Source organism: Mesorhizobium sp. ANAO-SY3R2 (genome assembly GCF_042466635.1).
Taxonomy (GTDB): Bacteria; Pseudomonadota; Alphaproteobacteria; order Rhizobiales; family Rhizobiaceae; genus Aminobacter.
Genome location: NZ_CP159955.1, coordinates 4,027,289 through 4,052,838 on the forward strand (window position 1 = coordinate 4,027,289; position 25,550 = coordinate 4,052,838).

Here is a 25,550-nt window from a genome sequence, read left to right on the forward strand (position 1 = left end):
CTCGGGCATCATGCCGGTGCCAGGGAAAGGGAAAATGAATGTTTGAATCGCTGCAGGAACGCCTTGGATCGATCCTCAACGGCCTGACCGGCCGGGGCGCGCTGTCGGAGGCCGACGTCTCGGCAGCCCTGCGCGAGGTCCGCCGTGCGCTGCTCGAAGCCGACGTTGCGTTGGAAGTCGTTCGTTCCTTCACCGACCGCGTCCGTGAAAAGGCCGTGGGTGCGGCGGTCCTCAAGTCGATCAAGCCCGGCCAGATGGTCGTCAAGATCGTCCATGATGAGCTGGTCGAGATGCTCGGCGCCGAGGGCGTCGCCATCGACCTCAACGCGCCGGCCCCCGTCGTCATCATGATGGTCGGCCTGCAGGGCTCGGGCAAGACCACCACCACCGCCAAGATCGCCAAGCGGCTGACCGAGCGCCAGGGCAAGAAGGTCCTGATGGCCTCGCTCGACACGCGCCGTCCGGCCGCGCAGGAGCAACTGCGCCAGCTCGGCGAGCAGACCACGGTGGCCACGCTGCCGATCGTCGCCGGCCAGTCGCCGGTCCAGATAGCCGCCCGCGCCGTGCAGGCGGCCAAGCTGGGCGGCCATGACGTCGTCATCCTCGACACCGCCGGCCGCACCCATATCGACGAGCCGTTGATGGTCGAGATGGCCGACATCAAGAAGGCCGCGACCCCGCACGAGATCTTGCTCGTCGCCGACTCGCTGACCGGTCAGGACGCCGTCAACCTCGCCAAGAATTTCGACGACCGCGTCGGCATCACCGGCCTGGTGCTTACCCGCATGGACGGCGACGGCCGCGGCGGTGCTGCCCTTTCGATGCGCGCCGTCACCGGCAAGCCGATCAAGCTGATCGGCGTCGGCGAAAAGATGGATGCGCTGGAGGAATTCCATCCCAAGCGCATCGCCGACCGCATCCTCGGCATGGGCGACATCGTTTCGCTGGTCGAGAAGGCCGCCGAAACCATCGACGCGGAAAAAGCCGCGGCGATGGCCAAGAAGATGCAGTCGGGCAAGTTCGACCTGAACGATCTCGCCGACCAGCTCGGCCAGATGCAGAAGATGGGCGGCATGGGCGGCATCATGGGCATGATGCCGGGCATGGGCAAGATGAAGGACCAGATGGCTTCAGCCGGGCTGGACGACAAGATGTTTGGGCGCCAGATCGCCATCATCTCGTCGATGACCAAGGCCGAGCGCGCCAATCCCGACCTGCTCAAGCACTCGCGCAAGAAGCGCATCGCCGCCGGTTCCGGCACCGATGCGGCCGAGATCAACAAGCTGCTCAAGATGCACCGCCAGATGGCCGACATGATGAAGGCCATGGGTGGCAAGGGCAAGGGCGGTGGCCTGATGCGCGGCATGATGGGTGGTCTCGCCCAGAAGATGGGCCTCGGCGGCATGATGCCGGGTGGCGGCATGCCCGATCTTTCGAAGATGGACCCCAAGCAGCTCGAGGCGCTGAAAAAGCAGGCCGAAGCCGCAGGGCTCGGCCAGGGCCTCAAGGGCCTGCCGGGCGGCGGGCTCCCCGGTATGGGCGGTGGCGGTCTGCCTGGTCTTCCCGGCGGCATGAAGCTTCCGGGCCTCGGTGGCGGCCTGCCCGGGCCGGCCAAGAAGAAGTGAGGAGCGCAATGACCGACACCAGTCCTCAGGCCCAGCTGCAGCAGTTGCGCGCTTCGATCGACAACATCGACGCGGCGCTGATCCACATGCTGGCCGAGCGCTTCCGCTGCACCAAGGCGGTCGGCGTGCTCAAGGCGACGCATGGCCTGCCGCCGGCCGACCCGAACCGCGAGGCGACCCAGATCGCCCGGCTGCGCCGGCTTGCCGACGATGCCCATCTCGACCCGGATTTTGCGGAGAAGTTTCTCAACTTCATCATCCGCGAGGTGATCAGACACCACGAAATGCTGGCCGCCGAACATAACGGCAGCTCAGACAGGACTACCTCCGCCTGACGGCGGAACAGACTGAAACATACCCAACCCAAGACAGAACCATCCAGGAGTAAGACAATGTCCCTCAAGATCCGCCTGGCCCGCGCCGGCTCGAAGAAGCGCCCCTACTACCACATCGTCATTGCCGACGCCCGCAGCCCGCGCGACGGCCGCTTCATCGAGACGGTCGGCGCCTGGAACCCGCTGCTGCCCAAGGACGGCGACCGCGTCAAGATCGACGCCGACCGCGTCAAGCATTGGCTGGCCCACGGCGCGACGCCGACTGACCGCGTTGCCCGCTTCCTCGACGAGGCCGGCCTTGCCAAGCGCGATGCCCGTTCGAACCCGACCAAGGGCGAGCCGGGCAAGAAGGCCCAGGAGCGTCTGGCTGCCCTGAAGAAGGCCCAGGAAGACGCCGCTGCCGCGATCGCCGCTGCAGCTGCCGCTCCGGCCGAGGCTTCGGCCGAGTAATTTTTCGCTTTCAAGGCGAATGTCGAACGGCGGGCCGAAAGGTCCGCCGTTTTGCGTTTTGGCAAGCCCGCTCTTGGCCAGCTTCCGGCAGGGTTCCGGCGGCTGTTTCACGTGAGTCAGTCCGGCGCTGGCGCCGGATGCAAAAAAAAGCGCCGCGCATCCGACCGGACGCACGGCGCTTTGACGACAGAAGCCTAAGCCGCGGGACGGAGCCCGCGGATCATCTAACTAGGCGGCTTTCTTCTTCGGCGTAATCAGGCCGCGCTCGACCAGCAGTTCGGCGATCTGCACGGTGTTGAGGGCCGCACCCTTGCGCAAATTGTCGGAGACGATCCACATCGCAAGGCCGTTTTCGACGGTGCCATCCTCGCGGATGCGCGAGATGTAGGTCGCATCCTCGCCTGCGGAATCGAGCGGAGTGGCGTAGCCGCCGTCCTCGCGCTTGTCGATGACCAGGCAGCCCGGCGCCTCGCGCAGGATGTCGCGCGCTTCTTCGGCGGTGATCGGGTTTTCGAACTCGATGTTGACGGCTTCCGAATGGCCGATGAACACAGGCACGCGCACGGCGGTTGCCGTCAGCTTGATCTTGGGGTCGAGCATCTTCTTGGTCTCGGCCACCATCTTCCACTCTTCCTTGGTGTAGCCGTCCTCCATGAACACGTCGATGTGGGGGATGACGTTGAAGGCGATGCGCTTGGTGAACTTCTTGGCCTCGACCGGATCGGCGACGAAGACGGCGCGCGTCTGGGTGAACAGCTCGTCCATGCCTTCCTTGCCGGCGCCCGAGACCGACTGGTAGGTCGACACGACCACGCGCTTGATCTTGGCCTTGTCGTGCAGCGGCTTCAGCGCCACCACCAACTGGGCGGTCGAGCAGTTCGGGTTGGCGATGATGTTCTTCTTGGAGAAGCCAACGATAGCGTCGGGGTTCACTTCCGGCACGATCAGCGGCACGTCCTGGTCGTAGCGCCAGGCCGAGGAGTTGTCGATGACGACGCAGCCCTGCTTGCCGATCTTGGGGGACCATTCCTTGGAGATGTTGCCGCCGGCCGACATCAGGCAGATGTCGGTGTCGGAGAAGTCATAGGTGTCGAGGACCTTGGCCTTCAGCGTCTTGTCGCCGAACGACACTTCGGTGCCGAGCGAGCGGCGCGAGGCGAGTGCGACGACCTCGTCGACCGGAAAGCCGCGTTCCTCGAGGATATTGAGCATTTCGCGGCCCACATTGCCCGTGGCGCCGACGATCGCAACCTTGAAACCCATTAGATCACTCCTGTCCCTCTCCGCTCGCTTCTGGAGAAAACCCGCCGGCCGTTGCGGGCTTCACCCCCGGGCCAAACCCGGGAGAGGGTGAGCAGGCCAAGGGAAATCACACCGTTTTGGTGGTGGTGGTTTTGGCCATGGTTTTGGTCGAAAGCAGGGAAAAGGCTCCGCGCCCGGCACGATGTCTGTCGTGGCCGGGGAAGTCGAATGCGAAAAGCGCCATCAAAAGGCCGCGCATCGGAGGGTTCCCTGTTCGCCGCCGCTTTTAGCTGGTTTCGGTGAAGAGTCAATCGGTGAGGGTGCTTGCGGCGGCGGCCGAACGCTTACATTGTGCCAGCCGGCAATCGGGAAGGGAAAGAATGCGCGGGGAAGTTCTACATTACGACGAAACGCAAGGCTTTGGCTTCATCTCCGGGGTCGACGGAAACCGCTACGCCTTCGCCCGCGAGGATCTTAGGCGCGTCGTGCCGATGGGCAAGGGAACCCAAGTCGAGTTCCAGCCTGATGCCGGTTATGCGCGGGGCATCTTTCTCGTCCGTCCGCAACACGAGGGAGCTGGCGCGGAGCCAGCCGCCGCGCCGCAGTTCGGTCGGCAGGCCGGCGTCAGCGGGCCATCTGTCGGCCTGTGGTCCTATTTCTGGCGCGCCATCAGTGCCAACTACGTCAATTTCCGGGGCCGCGCGCGGCGCAAGGAATATTGGGGTTTTTACCTGTTCTGGGCGATCGGCTTTTTCGCGCTGCTGGGTGTCGGCGTGGGCCTCGACGAGGCGTCGGGCAATTTCGTGCCCGGCAACTCGGCGCCCGTCTTCAGCATCGGCCTGCTCGGCCTGTTCATCGCCGCAACGGTTCTGCCCAGCATCGCCGTGACCGTGCGGCGCATCCACGATCTCGGCCTGTCCGGCTGGTTCTACCTGCTGATCCTGCTGCCCTATTTCGGCGGGCTGATCATCTTCGTCTTCGCGCTGATCCCGTCGCAGGCGCACGAGAACAGGTGGGGGCCGGTGCCGGCGGGGGTGAAGGTGCCCCCGCCTTACGTTCCGAGCGAATAGTGCATGACCCCGAAAATCGGAATCGATTTTCGGAAAGGATCATGCACAAACTTAAAGTGCTACAGCGTCCTTTGCGCGTCCAAAAGGACGCGCGGCGCTGTAGAGAGATTGCGTCAGCACAAAAGAAAACGGCGCCGCTTGGGCGCCGTTTTCAGTTCATCGGCCTGCAATCAGGCGAAGAACTTGGCGACGATGGCGTCGCCCATCTCAGTGGTGCCGACCTCGGTCTTGCCTTCGGACATGATGTCCTTGGTGCGCAGGCCATCTTCGAGCACTGCGGCGATCGCCGCTTCGAGCTTGTCGGCCTCGGCCACCATGTTGAACGAGTAGCGCAGGCACATGGCAAAGGACGCGATCATGGCGATCGGGTTGGCGATGCCCTGGCCGGCGATGTCGGGAGCCGAGCCGTGCACCGGCTCGTAGAGCGCCTTGCGCTTGCCGGTCACCGCGTCGGGTGCGCCCAGCGAGGCCGAGGGCAGCATGCCGAGCGAGCCAGTCAGCATGGCGGCGACGTCGGACAGCATGTCGCCGAACAAATTGTCGGTGACGATGACGTCGAACTGCTTGGGCCAGCGCACGAGCTGCATGCCGCCGGCGTCGGCGAGCATGTGGTCGAGCTTGACGTCGGCATACTTGGCCTTGTGGGTGGCGGTCACCACTTCGTTCCACAACACGCCCGACTTCATGACGTTGCGCTTTTCCATCGACGTCACGTGGTTCTTGCGCGTGCGCGCCAGCTCGAAGGCGACGCCCGAGATGCGCTCGATCTCGAAGGTGTCGTAGACCTGGGTGTCGATGCCGCGCTTCTGGCCGTTGCCGAGGTCGATGATCTGCTTGGGCTCGCCGAAATAGACGCCGCCGGTCAGTTCGCGCACGATTAGGATGTCGAGGCCCTCGATCACTTCCTGCCTGAGCGAGGACGACGAGGCGAGTGCGGGATAGCAGATCGCCGGACGCAGGTTGGCGAACAGCTCCATGTCCTTGCGCAGGCGCAAAAGGCCAGCTTCGGGGCGCACCTCATAGGGAACCGCGTCCCACTTCGGGCCGCCAACGGCGCCGAACAGCACGGCATCCGCAGCCATCGCCTTGGCCATGTCGGCGTCGGAAATCGCCTGGCCATGGGCGTCATAGGCCGAGCCGCCGACGAGGCCTTCTTCGGTCGTAAAGTTGCTGCCGAGCTTGTCGTTCATCGCCGCAATCAGCTTGCGGACCTCAGCCATGGCCTCGGGGCCGATGCCGTCGCCGGGAAGAAGAAGGAGTTTTTTCGAAGCCATGGTGCGTTTCCCCAGAAGATGCCGTGAACCGCGGTCTTGCTAGCCCCACGGGGCCGTGCGCGCAAGACGGAAAGGGCTGGTGCAGCAACGGAAGTCCATTCGCTTCAGGGAACCTTCGTCACTACAGGGTGTTCTGCGTCATCGCCGCCGCCGCTTCACGCGCGAGACATCGTTCTCAAGGGCAGCGCACGACGGGCTTACTGCGGGCCGGCGTTGGATTTAGGCAAGTCGCACAACCGTGGGGAGTAGGGTCATGAATTCTCATAGCGCGCTCACCCCTGAAGAGGCTCGGGCAATTGCCAAGGAGGCCACAATCTACGGCTTCCCGCTCGTTGACAGCTATCGCATCCAGTATTCGTATTTCGTCGATGACAGCGGCCGCGAGTTCAAGGGACCGTGGAACACGCTCAGCAACACGGCGCGTGTCTACACGCCCGATGACAAGGCGATCCAGTCGCCAAATTCCGATACGCCCTATTCATTCCTTGGCGCGGACTTGCGGGCCGAGCCACTGGTCTTCACCGTGCCTGCGATCGAAAAAGGGCGCTACTACTCGCTCCAGTTCATCGACATGTACACGTTCAACTTCGCCTATGTGGGCAGCCGCGCCACAGGCAACGATGCCGGCAGCTTCCTGCTGGTTGGCCCGAACTGGAAGGGCGAGACACCACCCGGCATCAAGGCGGTGATCCCGTCCGAAACCGAGTTCGCCTTCGTGCTGTTTCGGACGCAACTCCTCAATCCGGCTGATATCGAAAACGTCAAGAAAATCCAGGCCGGGTACAAGGTGCAGACCTTGTCGCAACTCCTTGGCCAGCCAGCGCGGCAGGCGGCGCCGGTTGTCGATTTCATCAAGCCGCTGGGCGTGGACGACGAAAAGACCTCGCTGGAATTTTTCAACATTCTCAGCTTCATCCTCCAGTTCTGTCCGACGCATCCATCCGAGACGGAATTGATGGCGCGCTTTGCCAAGCTTGGGATTGGCGCGCAGGGCCAGTTCGATGCGGCCGCGCTGCCCCCGGAGATACGCAATGCCGTTCAAGACGGGATGGCCGATGCCTGGGCAGCGTTCAAGGAGTTCAAGGAAACACAGATCGATACCGGGAAGCGGACCGATGGCTTTGGAACACGTGCGCATCTGAACGGTGACTATTTGCAGCGCATGTCGTCAGCCGCGCTCGGCATCTACGGCAACTCGAAGGACGAGGCGGTTTACCCCGTCTATTTTGTCGACGATGGGATGAAGCCGCTCAGCGGGGCCAATCGCTACGAGCTGCGCTTTGCGCCCGGCCAGCTGCCGCCCGTCAATGCCTTCTGGTCACTCACTCTCTATGAGCTGCCGTCGAGCCTGCTCTCGGCCAACCCGCTCAATCGCTACCTGATCAACTCGCCAATGCTGCCGGACCTGAAGCGCGACGCCGATGGTGGCATCACCCTATATGTCCAGCACGACTCGTCCGGGACGGACAAAGAGGCCAACTGGCTGCCCGCGCCCAGCGGAGCATTCTTGACGGCCATGCGGCTCTACTGGCCCAAACAGGAAGCGCTCGATGGACAGTGGAAGGCACCGCCCCTTCGAAGAATGCATTGAACCGAGAAAGGAGAACGCCATGAAGGCCAATTTCACGCCGTTTCTTCTCGTGGCAACGCTGGCACTGGCGAGCGGTGCACATGCGCAATCCGACAGCAGCACGGTCACGGTTACGCCTGACAATTTTCCGCGTGCCGAGAGCGACCTTTACTTCGGCAACGTCGTCAAGGACGGCGGATTGGGCAAATTCCATCACCGCCGTCAACCGGCGGCTATCGACGACCAGGTCGTTATCCGGCTCAACCGGGACACGCTCTACTCCTCTGCGGTGTTCGATCTCGAAGCCGGGCCGGTGACGATCACGCTTCCCGATGCGGGCAAGCGCTTCATGTCGATGCAGGTGATCGATGAGGACCAGTACACGCCTCAGGTCATCTATGGCCCGGGCAGTCACACCTTGTCGAAGGACAATATCGGCACCCGTTATGCCGTGGCGGCTGTGCGTACGCTGGTCGATCCGAACGATGCGAAGGACGTGGAAGCCGTCCATGCCCTGCAGGACGCGATCAAGGTCGAGCAGTCGGGCGGGCCCGGCAAATTCGAGGTGCCGAAATGGGATCCCGACAGCCAGAAGAAGGTGCGTGAAGCCCTGCTCGTCCTGGCCTCGACGCTTCCCGATACAAACCGCATGTTCGGCACAAAGGATCAGGTCGACCCTGTGCGACGTCTGATCGGCTCTGCATCGGCCTGGGGCGGAAACCCCGAAAAGGAAGCGACCTATCTCAATGTCACGCCGAGCAAGAATGATGGAAAGACCGTCTATCGGCTGGACGTCAAGGATGTGCCGGTCGACGGCTTCTGGTCGGTCAGTGTCTACAACGTCAAAGGATATTTCGAACCGAACCCCGAGAACGCCTACACGCTCAACAACATCACCGCGAAAACGGACAAGGATGGTTCGGTCGCCGTCCAGTTCGGCGGCTGCGACGGGAAAATCGCAAACTGCCTCCCCATCACTTCAGGATGGAACTATCTGGTGCGTCTCTATCGTCCGCGCGCCGAAGTCCTCAATGGCACGTGGGAGTTCCCAAAGCCGCAGCCAGTGAACTGAAAGCGGCCGATTTGGGTGGGCATCGGCGTCGTCACGTGCCCTTCAGCGCCGTCACCTCGATCTCGATCTTCATTTCCGGCTTGTTGAGCCGGCACACGATCATCGTCGCGGCCGGGCGGATATCGCCGAATGTCTCGCCGAGGATCGGAAAGACGAGGTCCACGTAGGACTGGTCGGTGATGTAGTAATGTGCCCGCACCACGTCGGCGAGGGAAAACCCACCGTCGGCAAGCGCCTTTTCGATGGTCGCGAGACAGTTGCGAGTCTGCGCTTCGACGCTCTCCGGCATGGTCATGGTGGCGTAGTCGTAGCCCGTGGTGCCGGAGACGAAGCACCAGTCGCCCTGCACCACGGCACGCGAATAGCCGGCGGTCTTCTCGAAGGGCGAGCCGGTCGAGATCAGCTTGCGCATCTGCTTCCCTCCTATTGTTTCACCAGCGCCTTGGTCATGCCGTACTTGAGCTCGGCCGGCCATTCGTCCAGCCCCGGCCAGGTCTTCGGCGCGGGCAAATCTCCCTGCTGGGCGAAATAGAGCCTCTTGTTCGCCACATCGACGCCAATGAAGGCGTCGGCGCTGCCGCAGGCATGCGGCACGCAGCCACTTGCAAACAGTAGGCCCGACGGCGTCGTGTCAGGGCCGCCCGACACCGACAGGCCGAGCGCCACGTTTTCCAGATCGTTGCCGAGCAGCGCCTTGGCTGCGGCGTAGAGTTCGGCATTGGCGAAGAAGTCGGTGGTGTAGGTGAGGCCTTCAAGCTTGACGTCCGCCCAGCCGGTCCCCGGCTGCGGCACGAAGCTCAGCTCGCCGGCGACCTTCAGCCCGTTCTCGGGCGACCACATCCGCACCGGTGCTGTGGCACCGGGCCTGAGATAGGGCACGAAATAGAGCGCATCGCCCGTTGCCGCCGCCGGCGGGGTGCCGCACTCGTCCGCGCCGACGATGGTCGACTGGATGCCGGCCTCGGTCTTCCAGGCCAGCACGGCCGCTGGGCCGCAGGCATTGCCGCCGCCGCCGACATCGAAGATGGCGACCTTGGTGCCGTTGAGATCAACGGTGCGCTGGTAGAAGGCGACATAATTGCGTGCCAGTTCCTTGCCGTCATAGGCAAGGACCTTGTCGAGCTCCTTGGTCTCGGTGATGGTGAAGATGCCGCCCTCGAAGGGGATCTTTTCCGGCTCCTTCTGCTCTTGTGCGAGCGAAGGGCATGCCGTGAGCCAGCCAAATGCGGCTGCGGCAAAAATCACGGATGGTTTCATGCGGCGCTCCCGGTCGCGATGCCTCGGAGCGACGCAGCACTCCGAATCCTGAGGCACGACCATCGCACAGGGGCGCGAAGCTGTCAGCGGGAGCCTGTAGCTTCAGCAAGAAGCCCCGCCGCGAACTCAATCACGACGGGGCTCCGGATCATCCTGTGCCCGAGGTCGGGCGGGGCTGGAAAGCTCAGGCCCAAGGGCGGCTTTCGGCCACCTTCTTCTCGTAGCTGTCGATGGAAGAAGCCTTCTCCATCGTCAGGCCGATGTCGTCGAGGCCGTTGAGCAGGCAGTGGCGCTTGAAGTCGTCGAGGTCGAACTTGACCACGCCGCCATCGGGGCCGCGGATCTCCTTGGCTTCGAGATCGACCGACACGGTGGCGTTGGCGCCGCGCGAGGCGTCGTCCATCAGCTTGTCGAGGTCTTCCTGGCTGACCGTGATCGGCAGGATGCCGTTCTTGAAGCAGTTGTTGTAGAAGATGTCGGCGAACGACGTCGAGATGACGCAGCGGATGCCGAAGTCGAGCAGCGCCCAGGGCGCATGCTCGCGCGACGAGCCGCAGCCGAAATTGTCGCCGGCGACCAGGATCTCGGCCTTGCGGTAGGCCGGCTTGTTGAGCACGAAGTCGGGGTTTTCCGAGCCGTCTTCGTTGAAACGCATTTCGGCGAAAAGCCCGCTGCCAAGTCCGGTCCGCTTGATCGTCTTGAGATAATCCTTGGGGATGATCATGTCGGTGTCGATGTTGACGATCGGCAGCGGCGCTGCGACGCCGGTGAGCTTGGTGAATTTTTCCATGGCTTTTGGCCCGTCTGCTGTTGCGGGAATTTGGCTTGCCTCGCTTTACACAAGCTTGGGCTGGAATCAAAGCGTTTCGACGCAACGGCAGCCACGCGCAAACGGCCGTGGAGCGGGTCAACGATCCACGGCCGTGCTTTTTCGCGGAGACAGTGCCGTCAGGCGCGGGTCAGCGCCATCACGCCGGTTTCTGTGCCGGTCAGGCGGCGCGAGCGGCCGTCGGTGCCGACCACCATCTGGATGCGCCGGCGCTGCGACGAAAACAGCTTCGAGGTCGAAACGTCCACCGGCGGGTTGAAGGCGACGGTGACGCGCCACAGGTCGGGCTTGATCGTCTCTTCGAGGCCGATGACGCGGCCCTGCGCCGGATTGCCGTTGAAGGTGCCGGCCACGCTCTCGCCGACGCCAAAGGGCGCACCGCTGGTGGTCTCTTCCGCCTTCGTGGCGACCGGACGCGCGGCCAGCGTGTTCCAGTCGCGGACGCCATTCTGCTTGGCTACCAGTTCAAGCGCTTTGGCATGGCTGATGTCAAAACCTTCGGCGGCAAGCGCGTCGCGCAGCCGGCGGGCATTGGTCTTGTAGTCGTTGGTGTGACCGTTGGTCATAGGTTCGCTCCTTCGCGATGCGCGAACGGCGTGGTTGAAGTCCGGGTGCCCGCATTGCCGCTTCGGCCGTCGCATCGACAGGGAAACGAATCTTTTCGAGGGGAGCTTCACCGTGCCTTGCGGCTGCGGGCGGCAGGGGCTCCCCGCCCTTGACCGCCCACAGATAGGAACAAGTCGCCGCGCCGTCAATGTGATCGGCTGTTCCATTGCATCGCCTGTCGCCGGCCCTATGTTCCAGCCAGACAAGGACTACCCGGACTAGAACGATGCGACATGATTTGAGATGGTTGGCGACCTGGGCGGTAGCGGGCATTGTGCTCGCCGGCACCGGGCCAGCGCTCGCCGTCGGGCTGACGGTGCAATCGGCTCGCAACCCCGCGCTCCCCGGCGAGTTGCAGATCTTGCGGAACCAGCAGAACCGCAGCGACTTCCAGTTTCAGCAGAAAATCTACCGTGAACAGGATCGCCAGGTCGTGCCGCTGCAGCAGCCCCCGCGGCTGAGGGTGCCGAAGATGCGCAGCGACTGCCCGATCGACATCACCGGCAATGCAGCCATCGGCGGTGGCGATTGCCGGTAGCTGGCCTTCGCCACCCCATCTGATCAAGCTGCCGGCCCGGTTATGCCGCCTGCCGTGCCGTGCCCGCGTGCAGGTTCTGGTTCATGCGGAACAGGTTCTGTGGGTCGTATTTCTGCTTTACTTCCAGCAGCCGGGCATAGTTGCCGCCATAGGCCGCCTCGATCCGGTCGGCCTCGTCGGCCGGCATGAAGTTGATGTAGGCGGTGCCCGCCGCCTGCGGCTTGGCCGCCTCGTAGATTTCGCGCGCCCAGTCGATGCAGTTCCTGTCCATCGCGGCTTCGCGCCAGCGCGCATGCACGTTCATAACGAAGTGCGAGTTGCGCTGGGGGAAGGCCGTGGCGTCAGCCGCCACCCGCCCAGCTGCACCCCCGACATGGCCGATGAAGATCTCGCATTCCGGCCCGGGCAGATTTCTCACCGCGCCGTCGAGGATTTCGATGGTCTCGTCCGACAGCTCGATGAAGTCGTGGCTCTTCCAGTAGTTGCGCGCGCCGGGCGCCAGTAGCGGATCGAAGGCCGCCTGCCAGCCGGTGAACGGGCTCGGCCCGACCACGTCGACGATCGGCGTGCCGATGCCGCGTAGCGCTGCGGTCGCTTTCTCGCCGTCGGCGAGTTCGCCGCAGTGGCACATCGCCAGCACCAGCACCTCCTTGCCGTGCCAGTGGGCGGGCAGGAAGGGCAGGGGTGGGGCCTGTCGCATCACCGCCCAGCAGGTCAGTTCGTCGGGCGCATCGGCGAGCACCCGGCGATAGTCTTTCAGCACCGCCTTGGCATTGTCGAAGGGGTGCACCACCAGTCCGGCCGTTACCTGCGGGCCGAGCTTGGCGAGCTTGAACTCGAAGGCGGTGACGATACCAAAATTGCCGCCGCCGCCGCGCAGCGCCCAGAACAGGTCGGCATGCTCGCCCGTGCTCGCCCGCACCAACTCGCCATCGGCCGTCACCACGTCGGCCGAAAGCAGATTGTCGATGGTCAGGCCCAGCTTGCGCGTCGTCCAGCCGAAGCCGCCGCCCAGCGTCAGCCCGGCAACGCCGGTGGTCGAGTTGATGCCGGTCGGCACGGCAAGCCCGAAGGCCTGGGTTTCCTTGTCGAGATCGGCCAGCGTCGCGCCCGGCTCGACCCAGACGCGCCGCGCCAGCCTGTCGACGCGCACCGACTTCATCTTGGAAAGGTCGATCATCAGCCCACCGTCGCAGACGGCGGAGCCGGCGATGTTGTGGCCGCCGCCGCGCACGGCGACGAGCAGCTTGTTCTCGCGGGCGAAATTGACCGCGGCGACCACGTCGGCGGCACCGGCGCAGCGCACGATCAGGCCGGGGCGGCGGTCGATCATCGCGTTCCAGACCGAACGCGCCTCGTCATAGCCGGCATCACCGGCGTTCAGGACTTCACCGCGCAGGCTTGCGGCAAACGCCTCCAGGACCGGGGCGCCGATCATCGTCATGCCGCCGTCCAGCGTCATCAGGCTGAGGTCGTTCATGGAGCATTCCTCCGATGGGGTGATGCCTCCCCTGTCGCCGCAGCCAGCGATTGTGCGCTCCGAATGGACCCTGGGCAAGTCAAGGCCCGTGCAATGTGATCCCTCGAGTGCCCTGCGCCGGTTGAATCAGACCACTGCGCGGCGATAGAGATGCCAGGTCGCGTGGCCGAGCACCGGCAGCACCACCAAAAGCCCAAGGAAGAACGGCACGCAGGCGGCGAGCACGGCGAGCGTTACGATCAGCCCCCAGCCCAGCATCACCAGCGGGCTCGCCAGCACGGTGCGGATCGAGGTCAGCATGGCGGTGACGAAGTCGACCTCGCGGTCGAGCAGCATCGGGATCGACACCACGGTGATGGAAAACAGCACCAGCGCCAGTGCCGCGCCCTCGACATGGCCGATGCCGAGGAAGAGCCAGCCCTCCGGTGTCGTCGTCACGACGTGAAAGAAGCGGTCGAGCGTGGCGAACGACATGCGGCCGAGGATCAGCGCGATCAGCAGCCGGACCTGGTACATCCAGATCCAGAACACGAACAGCATGACGAAGGCCATCCACGACACCTCTCGCCTCCGCTGCGCCCAGATCACCTTCAGCACCTCGCGCATGGTCGGCGTCTGCCCGGCCTCGAGCCTGCGGCTGACCTCGTAGAGACCGACGGCGGCAAACGGGCCGACCAGCGGAAAGCCGATGGCGAAGGGATAGATCAGCCAGGGCTCGTGCAGCCACGCCAGCGACGTGGTGATGGCCAGGCCGATGATCACGAAGACCAGCGCAATGGTCAGCCCTATGCCCGGGCAGCGGGCGAAGTCGGCCGCCCCCTCAGCCAGGCTGGCGCGGATGTCGGCCACTGTAAGCGCCCGCACTTCGGGCAATGCTCCGGGTCGTTTTCCCGGTGCACGGTTCGTCACGTCGTCCATAGCTTCCTCCCTCGCCGGCGCCGTTCTCTCATCCCTATATATCGGCATTAAAGCCACCTTGATCGAGATCAAGCTTTTTTGGCTGCCTCGTGTACGAGGTCTTGCCACGTGCGGCCATTGACTTCACGCTCAGGTGGCGCATTTGGTTGGCGTGCAACCTTGGTCGGCCAAAATGCGCGAAACGTTCATCGCGACATTCCTCTTCCTCTGCCTGGTCGCGGCCTCGCTCGCCAGCATGCTGTCCTATCTCAAGGTCCCGATCCAGAATCGCCAGAACGACACCGTCGAGGTCGTCAGGATGGTCGCCAGCATGTTCGTGGTCGTCACCTCGCTGGTGCTCGGGCTGATGATCAACGCGGCCAAGAACTCTTTCCAGGAGATCGACGATCATGTGCATGCCTACGCCACCGAACTGATCCTGCTCGACCGCTCGCTGAGGAAGCTTGGGCCCGAGGCCATCAATGCGCGCCAGCCGCTGGTCGCCTATGTCCAGGCCATGATCGACCGCAAGACCCCGAGCGAGTCTTCCGTTCCCGACAACCAGCTGGCCGAGCGGCTGATCGACGAGATCGGCGCGGGGCTGCGGCAGCTGAAGCCGGTCGATGCCGATCAGGGCGAACTCAGGCAGGAAGCCCGCGAGCGGCTGCAGAAGGTGGTGGAGCTGCGCTGGACCCTGTTGGGCGAGGCGCAAAATACCATTCCACGCCCGCTGATCCGCATGCTGGGGGCCTGGCTGGTGCTGGTCTTTGCCCTGATGGGCTTCCGCGCGCCGAGAAACGGCGTCGTCATCGGCACCTTCGTCATCGCCGCCGCCCTGCTGGCCGGCTCGATCTACCTGATCCTCGACATGGACAGCGCCTTCGATGGCCGGATTCAGGTTTCGACCGCGCCACTGGAGCGCGCGCTGGCGGAGATGAAGGAGACAGCGAAGCCGGCCGTTCGATGAGCCGGGGCTTTTCGGCCTCGCGTCGATTTCGACCTTCTCGCTGAAGCGGACGTTCGAACTCGCCGCCTGTCAAAAACGGCTCAGCCGGGCAATTGACCCGGCTGAGTTGACGACGATGTTGATGCGATCTTATCCCGCCAGACGGTGTCTGGCCATCACGCTGACGTTGCCGCCATGAGCAACTCCGGTCGCACCCTGGGGCCTGTTGCCCATCCGGAATTGAGCGAGGAGCCCGTTCAGGGAGTTCACTTCGTTTGCCAGTGCATGGCTGGCGGCCGTCTGCTCTTCGACCATCGCCGCATTCCGCTGCGTCCCCTGGTCGATCGAATTGACGGATGAACTGATCTCGTTCAGCGCGCGGGACTGCTCCTGCGCGGCGGCGACGATGGCCGAGACGTTCTGGTCAATCACCCGCACCCGCTCGATGATCTCCTCCAGCGCCGCGCCGGTCTCGCTGACCAGCTCGACGCCCGTGCTGACCTGCTCGCCGGATTTGGCGATCAGCATCTTTATTTCCCGCGCGGCCGTCGCCGAATGTTGCGCGAGTTCCCGGACCTCCTGGGCGACAACCGCAAATCCCCGGCCCGCATCGCCAGCCCGTGCCGCTTCGACGCCGGCGTTCAGCGCAAGCAGGTTCGTCTGGAATGCGATCTCGTCGATCACCCCGACAATGTTCGAGATTTCCTTGGAGGAATTCTCGATGCCGCTCATGGCCACCACGGCGCGCTTTACGACCTCGCCGGACTTCTCGGCGCTTGCTCGCGTGCGTTCCACCAGGCCACCGGCGTCTTCGGCACGCTTCGAGGTGTCCTTCAGCGACGCGCTGATTTCCTCGACCGCCGCCGCCGTCTCCTCGACGGCTGCCGCCTGTTGTTCCGTGCGAGTTGCGAGATCGTCGGAAGCCGAGCGTATTTCACTGGATCCAGCCTGGATGGCCTGGGCGTTCTCTCCAACGGAAAGCAGTGCCGTCTGCAGTGTCTCGACCGAAGAGTTGAAATCGAGCCGGACCTTGTCAAGTGAGCCGGCAAAGCGGTCGTCGATCCGATGGGTCATGTCGCCGTCGGCAAGCTGGCGCAGGGCTTCGGCCAAGGAGTCGACCGCAAAGCGCGTCTGGCGCTCCTGTTCGGCGGCTTCCGCTGCCCGGCGCTGCTCGTCCGTCGCGTTGCGATTCCTGGTTTCTTCCGCCTCGATTTCCAGCCGTTCCTTCTCAAGGGTTGCGTCACGGAGGATCACCAGCGAGCGAGCCATCTCGCCGATTTCATCCTGCCTGTCTGCTTCCGAAAGATCGACGTCGGATTCGCCCGCGGCAATTCCGGCGGTCGCGGTCATGACCTTGTCGAGGCGCTTGCGGAAGCGCGCGGCAAGCAGCAAGCCGACAGCGGTCATCAATCCCGCCGCGAGCGCGATGATGGCGATGGACGTAACGACGAGGGACGACAGGCTCGCAAACAGGACCGTTTGCGGCACCGAGACCATGGTGTACCAAGTGGTGCCCGCCGGCAGACGGACCGGAACGGCGATGGCAACGCTGGCGTCGCCCGACGTCTCGACCAGATTTGCCGATTTGCCCGGATTTGCAATCAGGCCATCCCAAGCCGCGGCATCAAGGCCGGAATCCTTGAGAGCTTTTCCGCGCATGGACGCTTCGGGGTAGCTGACGATGCCGCCGTTGCCGGTGACGAGCGCCACATATCCTTCCCCCAGCGGCTTGATCTTGGAGAGGTCGTCGGCGAGGTTGTCGAGGGCGATATCGACGCCTACCGTTCCCTTGAAGGCGCTGTTGAAAAGCAACGGCACCATATACGACGTCATCACGACATCCTTGCCGGCGATGTTGTAGCTGTAGGGTTCCATGAGAACGCCTTTGCCCGTCGCCTTGGGAATAAGGTAGAAATCGCCGGCACCCGGCTTCTCATAGTCGACCAAGGCCTCCATTTTGACCTTGCCGTCGTTCTTCACGAAATAGGGAACGTAGCGGCCGCTGTCGTCATGCCCGGGCGCGTTGCGATACAGTTCGTCTTGCCCGTCGAAAGCGTTGGGCTCCCAGGCGGTGCTGATGCCGAGAGCGTAGGTGTTGTCCTGCATCCAGCGCTCGAACAGGCGGTTCGTAGCTGCTCGCTCCGGGATCACGCCATCTTTGGCAGCATAAAGGCTGGACCTGGCGTTGTGCGTCAATTCTTCCACGCGGCCGAAATAAGTCTCGACTCGCCTCGCGCTTTCCTCGGCAATATTCGTCATTTCAGAAAAGGTGCGCTCTTCCAGCGCTTGATAGGAAAGCCAAACCAGAACGCCTGCCGTAGCGACCGTGGTAAGGACACCGGTTGCCACAATGGCAAACATGTTGCGGCCGGTTGCCGTCTTTGGAAACATCGAATTCCTCCATGCTACCCGGCGGAACGTTCGCCGGGATCCCCCTGAGAACGAAACGTACCCAGGCTGCACCAAGGACGAATTCATTTCACAATAGCGATAGCGTGGTTGCTATTGCCAAAAAGCTAACAGCGACAAGCGCATGTATCCCTCAGCGGTCGAGGAAGTCGTTTTGCGCGCAACTGATGCCCGCGAAGGACTTCTGATCTTCGTCGTCTTTGATAGCCAGATGCGCTCGCTGCCGGAGGCGGACCAGAAACCGGCAGGCGTCGACAGCACGGCAAGGCACGGAGCGTCCTTTGGGCGTCCGATTGGACGCGCGGCGCTCTAAGGCCGCAGCTGTTGCAGTACCTGGCCGAAAGTGTCGATCGCGGTCAGCTTGGGTGCGGGCGGAAGAATTTTGGTGCCTTTTATGGCTGCGTTCCGGACATCTCTTGGCGTTACCCCAAATTCGGAGCGGAATGCGCGGCTGAAAGTTGCCGCATCGGGAAAGGCGAGCTTGTCGGCGATCGACGATATGGTCGCCATGTTCGTGGAGATTGTCGAAATCTCTTCAAAGGCTTTCATCAATCGAGTGTGCTTGATGAATGAGGAAACGCCGCCGCAATCGGCGAATGCAAGGTATAGTTTCGAGCGTGATACCCCAATTGCGCGGCAAATATCGATTGGCGTAAGAGCCGGATTTCCCATGTTCCGGTATATGTACCTGCGGGCTCTTTCCTTGATCAGGTAGTCGATTGCAGGTGCGGCTTCGGCGAGATTGTCCGAAGTGCTGGAGACCGCAGACGCCAGAAGCGCGCGGGTCATTTCCGCGACAGCTGGCGCGTCTGTGCTCCGGATATTCGGCAGGTTTTTCATGAGGCTTACGAGATAGTCGGCTACGAGGCTGAAATGTCCAGCTATCGGAGGAAATTCCGGCAAAGTATCGAAAGCTTGCCAGAGGTTGGGGAACAGGTCGCGCGCGAAGTACAGGCCAAGGAGGCGTGGATTGTCGTTCGGGGTGCGAAATTCGCGCGCCAGCGACCTGAACTGCAGGTGATTGTGCCCGTTGGGGTCACCCATCAGCGCTATGCACCAATGGTCGACCGGATCCTTGCGGTTTCTGTGAACGGAGCGCGGTCTCTCGGATCCAGGCAGTGTCGCGTGTATGAAGGCCATGCCACCCAGGTTCCACGCGGTGGCGCTGGCCGCGAAGCCGCTAGCCCTCGAGTGATCAGGTGTAACGTCGGCGGCCGTACCCAAAAAGTTCCGATAGGCGTCAAACTGCTCATGCGGTCTGAATTCACTAGTAGAGAACGAAATATGTTCCAGCATTCTCGGTAGTAGATCCCGTCAAGTTCCGGGGGTGTTCTATCGATATAAATGTCGGTTGCAACCCCGCCTTAGGTCGGAGCCGAGGCAAAGCTACCGACAGCCTGCCCTACACGGTGCCCTAGGTGGCCCTGACGAATCCCATGTTGTCGCCAATGACGGTCGTTGGCCCGATCGGCAGCGGTTCAGGATCGCTGAGATCGAGCTGGACGAATTCGAGCTTGTCCTTCCATGCCTTCTTGAGAAAATCCCCGAAGGCTAGAATGGTCAGCTGCTCGCCCGGGCAGCGCCGGTAACCGAAGCCGAAAGGGGCAAACCCGGCATAGTCGCAAACCGGAAGCGGCTTGTTGTCGACCTCGCCGAACACTGTCCCGAATGCACTGTTTTCCATCGACCCGTTGCGACCATCCTTGAGTTCGAAACTCGTCTTGTCGAACGGGCATTTTGCAAAGCCCAGGGAAAGCGCCTTGGCTTCGTTGATGTCCTGGCTTGTCGGCTCGTGTTCATAGCGAGACGGGTCGAACGCGGTCGGGTTCTTCCAGTGCACCGGATCCATGCTCGTCGAGGTATGCGGGGTGACGATATAACCATGGCGCTCGAAATAGGGCGGTCTGGTCTCGGTCAACGCCGAGATGCTGCCCCCATTGGGCGAAATGGTGCGGAACAGTTCCATCGTGAAGCGCTCCAGCGGCGTGAACGGGGCGCCATTGGCACTGTCGAAGTCGCTTCCCATGGTTTTTGCGAACCATGCCCTGGCCTCCGGATCGCCGGTGCCCGTGCCGAGCTTGCGCATGATGTTGTAGAGCGTGTTGCCCCACTGGCTGAACGCCACGAAGTTATGGAAACACTCGAAGACGACATCCTTGGGAGCGAAATATTCGCCGTCTCCGGCATTCTTGATCCAGTACCAGGCAAAGGTCTTTTCCGGATTCGGGATCTTGCCGGCTTTCATGTCGGAGATCTTCTCGTCGATCCACCCTTTGAGGTAGCCCAGATTGTCGTGCACCGTCATGTAGTTCTCGTAGACGATGCGCTGGGTTGGATCGCGAAAGGCGAGCACCGTGTTGAAGCTGTTGCCGATCTGCCGGATACGGTCCGGCACCTGGTCATGCGATACGCCGAGGTGGAGGTCCCAGTAGAGATCCCAATAGGCCTCGAGATAGGGCCGCATCAGCGGTTTTCCGGCATTTTCCTGCGACATCAGCTTGTCGAAGAATGCGGTGACCTTGTCGCCGTACTTTGCCCGATAGAGATCGGGTGTCACGGCCGACATGTAGATGCGTTTTCGTCGGTTGTCCGGACCGCGCTTGTCGAGCCCCTGCAGGAACACCGTCACGCCGTATTGGGGAGCCGGTTGCCAGGTTTCGCTCAACAGGCCCCAGAGATCGTAGGGCAGGGCGTTTTCTTTGGTCAGAGCCACCCCGATCATCGGCAGCATCGGCTCTTCGCCCTGATAGGTGCTGACGAGAAAATAGGGCACGATGACATGCTCGAAATATTCGGGACCGAAATCCTGGGCGAACTGGGCGCGCAGGCGCGGCACGGCGGATGCGACATCCGACGGCGACAAGGGCTGGCCCGCGGCAGGCGGTGATTGTGGAAAGGCAGCGTTCGCAGACAAGGTAACGGCGGCGGTTGCGCTGCCGGTCAAGAATGTACGCCTCTTCATGGTTGGCTCCTCTGGAACGAGCGCTAGAGGTTCAACAACTTCGTTCGAAATGTCTGCCAATGCCGTCTAAGCTAGGCCGACCTTTGCGTTCGGCAAGGTCCGCACCGGCTCGGCCGCTGTTCCAAAATGGTGACCTGTCGAGGATAGATTCTGGTCCTCGTTCTCGCCAACCAATTGTTTCCGCTTGCCTTTCAAAAAAACTTTCGGCCGGTTTTTCCACACCCCTCAAAACCCGGCGTAATATCAAAACCATCTCCCTCGCGGGAAGCCTGGTGCGCACCGGGTATCAGGTGAGGGGGACGGTGTCTTGGCCGGCGGCACTGACGGTGGTGCTGCTGGGTGTTGAGCCCCCAGGCCTTGGCCCCGCCAGCCGCGACGCGAAAATGCGTTTGATGGCAAAAGGGTGGGGCAAGCGCACCGGCGGACGCATGGTGGCGTGCCGTATCAATTATTCAGCAAGGCGCGCCCCATGCGTCGGCTTCCCACATTGTCCCCAAAGACCGGCTGGTGCGCCAGGCCGGGCGATCTCCCATGGGCGCGGCGCACCCGTTCTTCACGAAAGGTCTGTTCCACATGAAACAACCGAGCCTGATCGACGACCGCCAAAGCGCCATCGACCGGCGCCTGCCCTACACGGTGCGCAAGGTCGTGGGCTTGGCCGTACGCATCGCCGCCACGCGCGACGGTGCGCCCCTTCGCTGTGCGCGCCGCGTCTGCCGCAAGGACGGCTGCTGCCGCGCCGACTATTATGGCCATGAGGGTGCGGTCTGTACCGGCAAACCCTCCAACCGCGCCGCCGACGAGGTGGAGGCGATGATGACCTTTCTCGCCGCGCTGTCGCTGGGCGCGGCGGAGATCTGAGGCGTGGGCGGAGCACTGGCAGCCAAGGCGTGGCACAAGGCCGGAAGCGTCGGGCATCTGGTCGATCCCCCGGCGCGGCCTATTTTCTAAGCCGCGCGACAGCCGAAAGGATGGAAACGATGGATATTGCGCGAAACGGATCACAGCCTTCCGCGAGCGGACCGGCTGAATATTTCACCGGAGCCGTGCGCATCGACTCGCCATTCAAGGGAAGCGGGCTGGCGCGGGTCGGCGGCGCGATTGTCACCTTCGAGCCGGGCGCCCGTACCGCCTGGCATACGCACCCTCTGGGCCAGACGCTCATCATCACGTCGGGCTGCGGTTGGGCGCAACGCGAGCGCGGCCCGGTCGAGCAAATCCGGCCCGGCGACGTGGTCTGGTTCGAGCCGGGGGAGAAACACTGGCATGGGGCGATGCCGACCACGGCCATGACCCATATCGCAATCGCGGAAGCGCTCGACGGCAAGGTGGTCGACTGGATGGAAAAGGTCACCGACGAACAGTACCGGGCGTGAGCCAGGGAGAAGGACGATGCAGAAGCGCAAGCTTGGGAACGGTGGCCTGGAAGTCTCGGCCATCGGGCTCGGTTGTATGGGGCTCAGCTACGGCTACGGCCCGGCGACGGCGGCGCCCGAAGCAATCGGGCTCATCCGAGCGGCTTTCGAAAGCGGTGTCACGTTTTTCGACACCGCCGAAGCCTATGGCCCCTACAAGAACGAAGAGCTGGTAGGCGAAGCGGTGGCGCCGTTCCGCGACAAGGTGGTGATTGCCACGAAGTTCGGTTTCGAATTCGACGCCAATGGCGGGCAAAGCGGCATGAACAGCCGACCGGAACATATCCGGAAGGTTGCCGACGCTGCGCTGAAACGTCTGAAGACCGACCGCATCGATCTTTTCTACCAGCACCGCGTTGATCCCGATGTTCCGATCGAGGAGGTGGCGGGTGCCGTGAAGGGCCTGATCGGCGAAGGCAAGGTGAAGCATTTTGGACTGTCCGAAGCCGGGGCGCAGACGATCCGTCGTGCCCATGCCGTTCAGCCGGTAGCCGCCGTTCAGAGCGAATATTCGCTGTGGTGGCGGGAACCGGAGGCCGAAATCCTGCCGGCACTCGAAGAGCTGGGGATCGGATTCGTTCCGTTCAGTCCCTTGGGCAAGGGATTTCTCACCGGCGCTATCGATGAGAACACGAAGTTCGACAGCAGCGACTTTCGCAACGTCGTGCCTCGCTTCACGCCTGAGGCGCGCAAGGCGAACCAGGCTCTGGTCGATCTGATCGGCCGCATAGCGGCGACGAAGAAGGCCACGCCGGCCCAGATCGCGCTCGCCTGGCTGCTCGCGCAGAAGCCGTGGATCGTGCCGATACCGGGCACCACGAAATTGCATCGCCTGAAGGAGAACATCGGTGCGGCAAACGTCGGGCTGACGCCAGGCGACATCAGCCAGATAGAGGCCGCCCTATCCGGCATATCGGTACAGGGGGATCGCTACCCGCCGCACCTCCAGTCCCGCGTCGATCGTTGAGCATCAGAAGAGCTTTCAAGCTGGGATCGTGCCATGACACAGAACATCAAGGACAAGGTCGTCGTCATCACTGGAGCGAGCAGCGGGCTGGGCGAAGCCGCCGCGCGCCGTCTCGCCAGGGACGGGGCCAGGCTGGTGCTCGGCGCGCGCCGCCTCGACCGGTTGCAGGCGCTGGCCAAGCAGCTTTCGTTGGGCGAGGGCGCAGCCATCCAGACTGACGTCGTGCATGTCGATCAGGTCAGGCATCTGGTCGACAGCGCCATGCAGATGCACGGCCGCGTCGACGTCATCGTCAACAATGCCGGGCTGATGCCGCAGTCGCTGCTCGAAAGCCTCAAGGTCGAGGAGTGGGACCGCATGATCGACGTCAACATCAAGGGCGTGCTCTACGGCATCGCCGCGGTGCTGCCGCACATGAAGGCCCAGAAGGGCGGCCACATCATCAACGTGTCCTCGGTCGCCGGCCACAAGGTCGGGCCGGGCGGGGCGGTCTATTCGGCCACCAAATATGCGGTGCGCGCCCTTTCCGAGGGGCTGCGGCAGGAGGTCAAGCCCTACAATATCCGCACCACCGTCATCTCGCCGGGGGCGGTGGCGACGGAGCTGCCCGACACCATCACCGACCCGAACGTCGCCACGCGGGTGCGCGAGCTCTATGATCGGGTCGCCATTCCGGCCGACTCCTTCGCCAGCATGGTGGCCTTCGCCATCGGCCAGCCGGAGGACATCGACGTCAACGAGATCCTGTTCCGGCCGACCCGGCAGGAATACTGACCTCAGCCTCCGGCAGCGCCGCAATGGGCGTCGACCACCCGCTGCAGCATCGGCATGTAATGTTCGAAGCCGGGCGTCGCCATGCCCGCGACCTTGCCGGCATCGTCGAGATGGCGAACCCGGACGATCTCGCGCAGGTTCGGCTGCTTTTCGAATTCGGCGACTTCCGCAGCACTCATCGGTCCGCCCTGCAGCTTCAGCGAATGGATCGAGGCTTCGGACAATTGTCCGAAATAGTCTGGATCGGTGGCGCAGATGTAGCGCTTGGCGGCGACGTGCTGGCGCACGCAGTCGGTGACGATGCTGGGAAAGAACCGTTCCAGCACCCGTCCGCCTGCCACCTCGTGGTACTTGTCCTTGGTGTCGTTCATCGAGAACGTGCCGAACTCGCTGGTGAAGTGGCCGATGTCGTGCAGCAGCGTCGCCACGATGATGGCCTCTGCCTCGCCCTGTTGCTCGGCCAGGTGAGCGCCCTGCAGCATGTGTTCGGCCATCGTCACCGGTTCGCCGAGATATTCCTCGCCGCCGCGCCGTTCGAAGATGTCGGCGAGAAAGGCGACGATGTTCTTGGACGTGAGGTTGTCCCTTGCTGGCGCGCTCATTCCGCGGCCTCCCTTGCCGTTGTTGCCGACTGGGCCTCGATGGCCGCCAGCGTCGACAGCAGGCCGTCCTTGTCGGCGTAGCAGCCTTGCAGCCAGCGCGAACCGGCACCGGAATAGCCCTTGCGGGCGTGCAGCACGCGGGTGTTGTCGACGATGAAGCTCTCGCCGGGGGCAAGCTTGAACGTCACCTCCATGGCCTCATCGTCGATGATCTCGCCTAGCCGCCGATAGGCCGCGTAGTAGTCGGCCATGTCCTCATAGGGCACGTCGGTGATCGCGGCTGCCGAGCGGTTGTTGAAGCGGATGCAGATCAGCTCGCCGTCGGGAGCGAGCTCGATCATCGGTCGCCGCGAGCGCAGGCACACGCCTTCGCTGCCGGCATATTCGAAGCGGGCGCAGTGGCGCGTCAAAAGCTCGAAGCCGCGCGGATTTTCCGCCCGCAGCCGCTCGGCGGCGCGGAAGCCGTCGACCACCATGTTCTCGCCGCCTTCGGCCGAGTTTTCGAGGCAGTAGAGGATCTGCAGCGTCGGCACCGGATCGCGGTAGGGATTGTCGGTGTGGGCCTGGAGGCCGAGGCCGGTATAGGCGAGGTTCGTCGGATTGACCTCGGTGCGGACCTCGAAATACGTGCCGTAATTGGTCTCGCGCACATAGCCGAACAGGGCCGCCACCTTGAGCAGCGCCTCGGCTTCGGCCGGTCCGCCGACAAGCTTGCCGAAGCCGTAGCGGCGCACGCCGGCGAGCCAGCCGGCCAGCGCGCTCCGGTCGCGGCCGACGGTTGCGAAGTCGGCGACGGGGATATTCGTGCCCAGGCTCGCATCCCAGGTTTCGATCTCCGGCGCCGTCCAGCCGGCCGGGCGGGCCGAAACCTTGTCGTAGCTGTGGCGGAGCAGCCAGTCGGCGTCATAGGCGATCGTGCGCCCCTCGGGCTGGAAGGTCAGGTGCAGGCGGTTGCCTTCGGCGCGGGCCGCCGAGACATGCGTGCCGCGCGGGATGTCACCGAGCGTGATCAGCCTCTGGCCATTGCCGGGCGCACGGGTCTTGTCGTCCCAGGCGTTGTCGCGCAGCCAGATCGCGTGGAAGCGATGCCTGGCACCCCCCGCGAGCGTCAGTGCCACGCCCTCTCCGCCATCCAGTATATCCACCTTGTCGAGCATTCGTTCCTCCCAGCCAATGTCCTCGACACTCCATTCGGCTTCAGGCATAAAAACAAACAACATTTCCTGGTAT

The 25,550-nt window shown here is 63.3% G+C and carries 27 protein-coding genes; 13 read left to right on the forward strand and 14 right to left on the reverse strand.

Annotated elements, in window-relative coordinates; genetic code table 11:
- Positions 1 to 38: 38 nt before the first annotated feature.
- From ffh to rpsP, 3 genes are read left to right on the forward strand one after another with little or no spacing between them, the layout of a single operon-like run.
- The gene (ffh, locus tag ABSY17_RS24135) at positions 39 to 1,625 is read left to right on the forward strand and encodes a signal recognition particle protein (RefSeq protein WP_378946505.1); all 1,587 of its coding nucleotides are present in this window, start codon (positions 39 to 41) and stop codon (positions 1,623 to 1,625) included.
- Positions 1,626 to 1,633: 8 nt separating this feature from the next.
- Entirely contained in the window at positions 1,634 to 1,960 is a 327-nt protein-coding gene (locus ABSY17_RS24140; protein WP_378946508.1) for a chorismate mutase, read from the forward strand.
- Between the two features lie 57 nt (positions 1,961 to 2,017).
- On the forward strand, positions 2,018 to 2,410 hold the full coding sequence (gene rpsP / locus ABSY17_RS24145) for a 30S ribosomal protein S16 (protein WP_378946510.1): 393 nt from the start codon (positions 2,018 to 2,020) through the stop codon (positions 2,408 to 2,410).
- A 228-nt stretch (positions 2,411 to 2,638) separates the two neighbouring features.
- Here rpsP and ABSY17_RS24150 read toward each other — a convergent pair whose 3' ends face one another.
- On the reverse strand, positions 2,639 to 3,673 hold the full coding sequence (locus tag ABSY17_RS24150; protein ID WP_378946513.1) for an aspartate-semialdehyde dehydrogenase: 1,035 nt from the start codon (positions 3,671 to 3,673) through the stop codon (positions 2,639 to 2,641).
- A 106-nt stretch (positions 3,674 to 3,779) separates the two neighbouring features.
- Positions 3,780 to 3,911, reverse strand: coding sequence for a hypothetical protein (locus tag ABSY17_RS24155; protein WP_378946515.1), 132 nt, complete (start codon positions 3,909 to 3,911; stop codon positions 3,780 to 3,782).
- Between the two features lie 121 nt (positions 3,912 to 4,032).
- Here ABSY17_RS24155 and ABSY17_RS24160 point away from each other — a divergent pair, with 121 nt between their 5' ends.
- A complete protein-coding gene (locus ABSY17_RS24160; RefSeq protein WP_378946517.1) occupies positions 4,033 to 4,722 on the forward strand; it encodes a DUF805 domain-containing protein in 690 nt (229 codons plus the stop codon).
- 170 nt (positions 4,723 to 4,892) lie between these two features.
- On the opposite strand, the gene leuB is transcribed toward ABSY17_RS24160, so the two are convergent.
- On the reverse strand, positions 4,893 to 5,996 hold the full coding sequence (leuB, locus tag ABSY17_RS24165; protein ID WP_378946520.1) for a 3-isopropylmalate dehydrogenase: 1,104 nt from the start codon (positions 5,994 to 5,996) through the stop codon (positions 4,893 to 4,895).
- 253 nt (positions 5,997 to 6,249) lie between these two features.
- Here leuB and ABSY17_RS24170 point away from each other — a divergent pair, with 253 nt between their 5' ends.
- Together ABSY17_RS24170 and ABSY17_RS24175 are read left to right on the forward strand one after the other, a co-directional pair.
- Positions 6,250 to 7,587: a DUF1254 domain-containing protein gene (locus tag ABSY17_RS24170; protein WP_378946523.1), complete on the forward strand. Its 1,338-nt coding sequence runs from the start codon at positions 6,250 to 6,252 to the stop codon at positions 7,585 to 7,587.
- A gap of 19 nt (positions 7,588 to 7,606) precedes the next feature.
- Entirely contained in the window at positions 7,607 to 8,638 is a 1,032-nt protein-coding gene (locus tag ABSY17_RS24175) for a DUF1254 domain-containing protein (protein WP_378946526.1), read from the forward strand.
- Positions 8,639 to 8,669: 31 nt separating this feature from the next.
- On the opposite strand, the gene ABSY17_RS24180 is transcribed toward ABSY17_RS24175, so the two are convergent.
- The 4 genes from ABSY17_RS24180 to ABSY17_RS24195 form a co-directional block, all read right to left on the reverse strand.
- Entirely contained in the window at positions 8,670 to 9,050 is a 381-nt protein-coding gene (locus tag ABSY17_RS24180; protein ID WP_378946529.1) for a RidA family protein, read from the reverse strand.
- A gap of 11 nt (positions 9,051 to 9,061) precedes the next feature.
- Complete coding sequence (locus ABSY17_RS24185) at positions 9,062 to 9,895, reverse strand: hypothetical protein (protein ID WP_378946532.1); 834 nt, start codon at positions 9,893 to 9,895, stop codon at positions 9,062 to 9,064.
- A 184-nt stretch (positions 9,896 to 10,079) separates the two neighbouring features.
- On the reverse strand, positions 10,080 to 10,685 hold the full coding sequence (gene leuD / locus ABSY17_RS24190) for a 3-isopropylmalate dehydratase small subunit (protein WP_378946535.1): 606 nt from the start codon (positions 10,683 to 10,685) through the stop codon (positions 10,080 to 10,082).
- A 158-nt stretch (positions 10,686 to 10,843) separates the two neighbouring features.
- Entirely contained in the window at positions 10,844 to 11,290 is a 447-nt protein-coding gene (locus tag ABSY17_RS24195) for a glyoxalase superfamily protein (protein ID WP_378946538.1), read from the reverse strand.
- 287 nt (positions 11,291 to 11,577) lie between these two features.
- Between ABSY17_RS24195 and ABSY17_RS24200 the strand changes: the two genes are divergently transcribed.
- Positions 11,578 to 11,868 carry a hypothetical protein gene (locus ABSY17_RS24200; RefSeq protein WP_378946541.1) on the forward strand — a complete coding sequence of 97 codons (291 nt, stop codon included), beginning with the start codon at positions 11,578 to 11,580 and terminating at the stop codon, positions 11,866 to 11,868.
- A gap of 40 nt (positions 11,869 to 11,908) precedes the next feature.
- On the opposite strand, the gene ABSY17_RS24205 is transcribed toward ABSY17_RS24200, so the two are convergent.
- Positions 11,909 to 13,348, reverse strand: coding sequence for an FAD-binding oxidoreductase (locus ABSY17_RS24205; RefSeq protein WP_378946544.1), 1,440 nt, complete (start codon positions 13,346 to 13,348; stop codon positions 11,909 to 11,911).
- A gap of 126 nt (positions 13,349 to 13,474) precedes the next feature.
- Positions 13,475 to 14,266 (reverse strand): DUF2189 domain-containing protein, encoded by a 792-nt coding sequence (locus tag ABSY17_RS24210; RefSeq protein WP_378946547.1) that lies wholly within the window; start codon positions 14,264 to 14,266, stop codon positions 13,475 to 13,477.
- 172 nt (positions 14,267 to 14,438) lie between these two features.
- Between ABSY17_RS24210 and ABSY17_RS24215 the strand changes: the two genes are divergently transcribed.
- Entirely contained in the window at positions 14,439 to 15,212 is a 774-nt protein-coding gene (locus tag ABSY17_RS24215; RefSeq protein ID WP_378946550.1) for a hypothetical protein, read from the forward strand.
- 129 nt (positions 15,213 to 15,341) lie between these two features.
- On the opposite strand, the gene ABSY17_RS24220 is transcribed toward ABSY17_RS24215, so the two are convergent.
- Positions 15,342 to 17,582 (reverse strand): methyl-accepting chemotaxis protein, encoded by a 2,241-nt coding sequence (locus ABSY17_RS24220; RefSeq protein ID WP_378946553.1) that lies wholly within the window; start codon positions 17,580 to 17,582, stop codon positions 15,342 to 15,344.
- A 142-nt stretch (positions 17,583 to 17,724) separates the two neighbouring features.
- On the opposite strand from ABSY17_RS24220, the gene ABSY17_RS24225 reads away from it, so the two are divergent.
- Positions 17,725 to 17,913, forward strand: coding sequence for a hypothetical protein (locus ABSY17_RS24225; protein ID WP_378946556.1), 189 nt, complete (start codon positions 17,725 to 17,727; stop codon positions 17,911 to 17,913).
- Here the strand turns inward: ABSY17_RS24225 and ABSY17_RS24230 are convergent.
- Both ABSY17_RS24230 and ABSY17_RS24235 read right to left on the reverse strand, forming a co-directional pair.
- Positions 17,910 to 18,644: a helix-turn-helix domain-containing protein gene (locus ABSY17_RS24230; protein WP_378946559.1), complete on the reverse strand. Its 735-nt coding sequence runs from the start codon at positions 18,642 to 18,644 to the stop codon at positions 17,910 to 17,912. The genes ABSY17_RS24225 and ABSY17_RS24230 overlap by 4 nt on opposite strands.
- 370 nt (positions 18,645 to 19,014) lie before the next feature.
- Positions 19,015 to 20,562: a hypothetical protein gene (locus ABSY17_RS24235; RefSeq protein ID WP_378946562.1), complete on the reverse strand. Its 1,548-nt coding sequence runs from the start codon at positions 20,560 to 20,562 to the stop codon at positions 19,015 to 19,017.
- Between the two features lie 573 nt (positions 20,563 to 21,135).
- Between ABSY17_RS24235 and ABSY17_RS24240 the strand changes: the two genes are divergently transcribed.
- The 4 genes from ABSY17_RS24240 to ABSY17_RS24255 all read left to right on the forward strand — a co-directional run bounded on the left by ABSY17_RS24240 (position 21,136) and on the right by ABSY17_RS24255 (position 23,718).
- Positions 21,136 to 21,423 (forward strand): hypothetical protein, encoded by a 288-nt coding sequence (locus tag ABSY17_RS24240; protein WP_378946564.1) that lies wholly within the window; start codon positions 21,136 to 21,138, stop codon positions 21,421 to 21,423.
- 119 nt (positions 21,424 to 21,542) lie between these two features.
- Positions 21,543 to 21,938 (forward strand): cupin domain-containing protein, encoded by a 396-nt coding sequence (locus ABSY17_RS24245; protein WP_378946567.1) that lies wholly within the window; start codon positions 21,543 to 21,545, stop codon positions 21,936 to 21,938.
- A gap of 16 nt (positions 21,939 to 21,954) precedes the next feature.
- The gene (locus ABSY17_RS24250) at positions 21,955 to 22,944 is read left to right on the forward strand and encodes an aldo/keto reductase (RefSeq protein WP_378946570.1); all 990 of its coding nucleotides are present in this window, start codon (positions 21,955 to 21,957) and stop codon (positions 22,942 to 22,944) included.
- A 33-nt stretch (positions 22,945 to 22,977) separates the two neighbouring features.
- The gene (locus ABSY17_RS24255) at positions 22,978 to 23,718 is read left to right on the forward strand and encodes an SDR family oxidoreductase (protein ID WP_378946573.1); all 741 of its coding nucleotides are present in this window, start codon (positions 22,978 to 22,980) and stop codon (positions 23,716 to 23,718) included.
- A gap of 2 nt (positions 23,719 to 23,720) precedes the next feature.
- Here ABSY17_RS24255 and ABSY17_RS24260 read toward each other — a convergent pair whose 3' ends face one another.
- A complete protein-coding gene (locus tag ABSY17_RS24260) occupies positions 23,721 to 24,320 on the reverse strand; it encodes an HD domain-containing protein (RefSeq protein WP_378946576.1) in 600 nt (199 codons plus the stop codon).
- Entirely contained in the window at positions 24,317 to 25,525 is a 1,209-nt protein-coding gene (locus tag ABSY17_RS24265) for a TauD/TfdA family dioxygenase (protein WP_378946579.1), read from the reverse strand. Before ABSY17_RS24265 ends, ABSY17_RS24260 begins: the two co-directional genes overlap by 4 nt.
- Positions 25,526 to 25,550 lie beyond the last annotated feature (25 nt).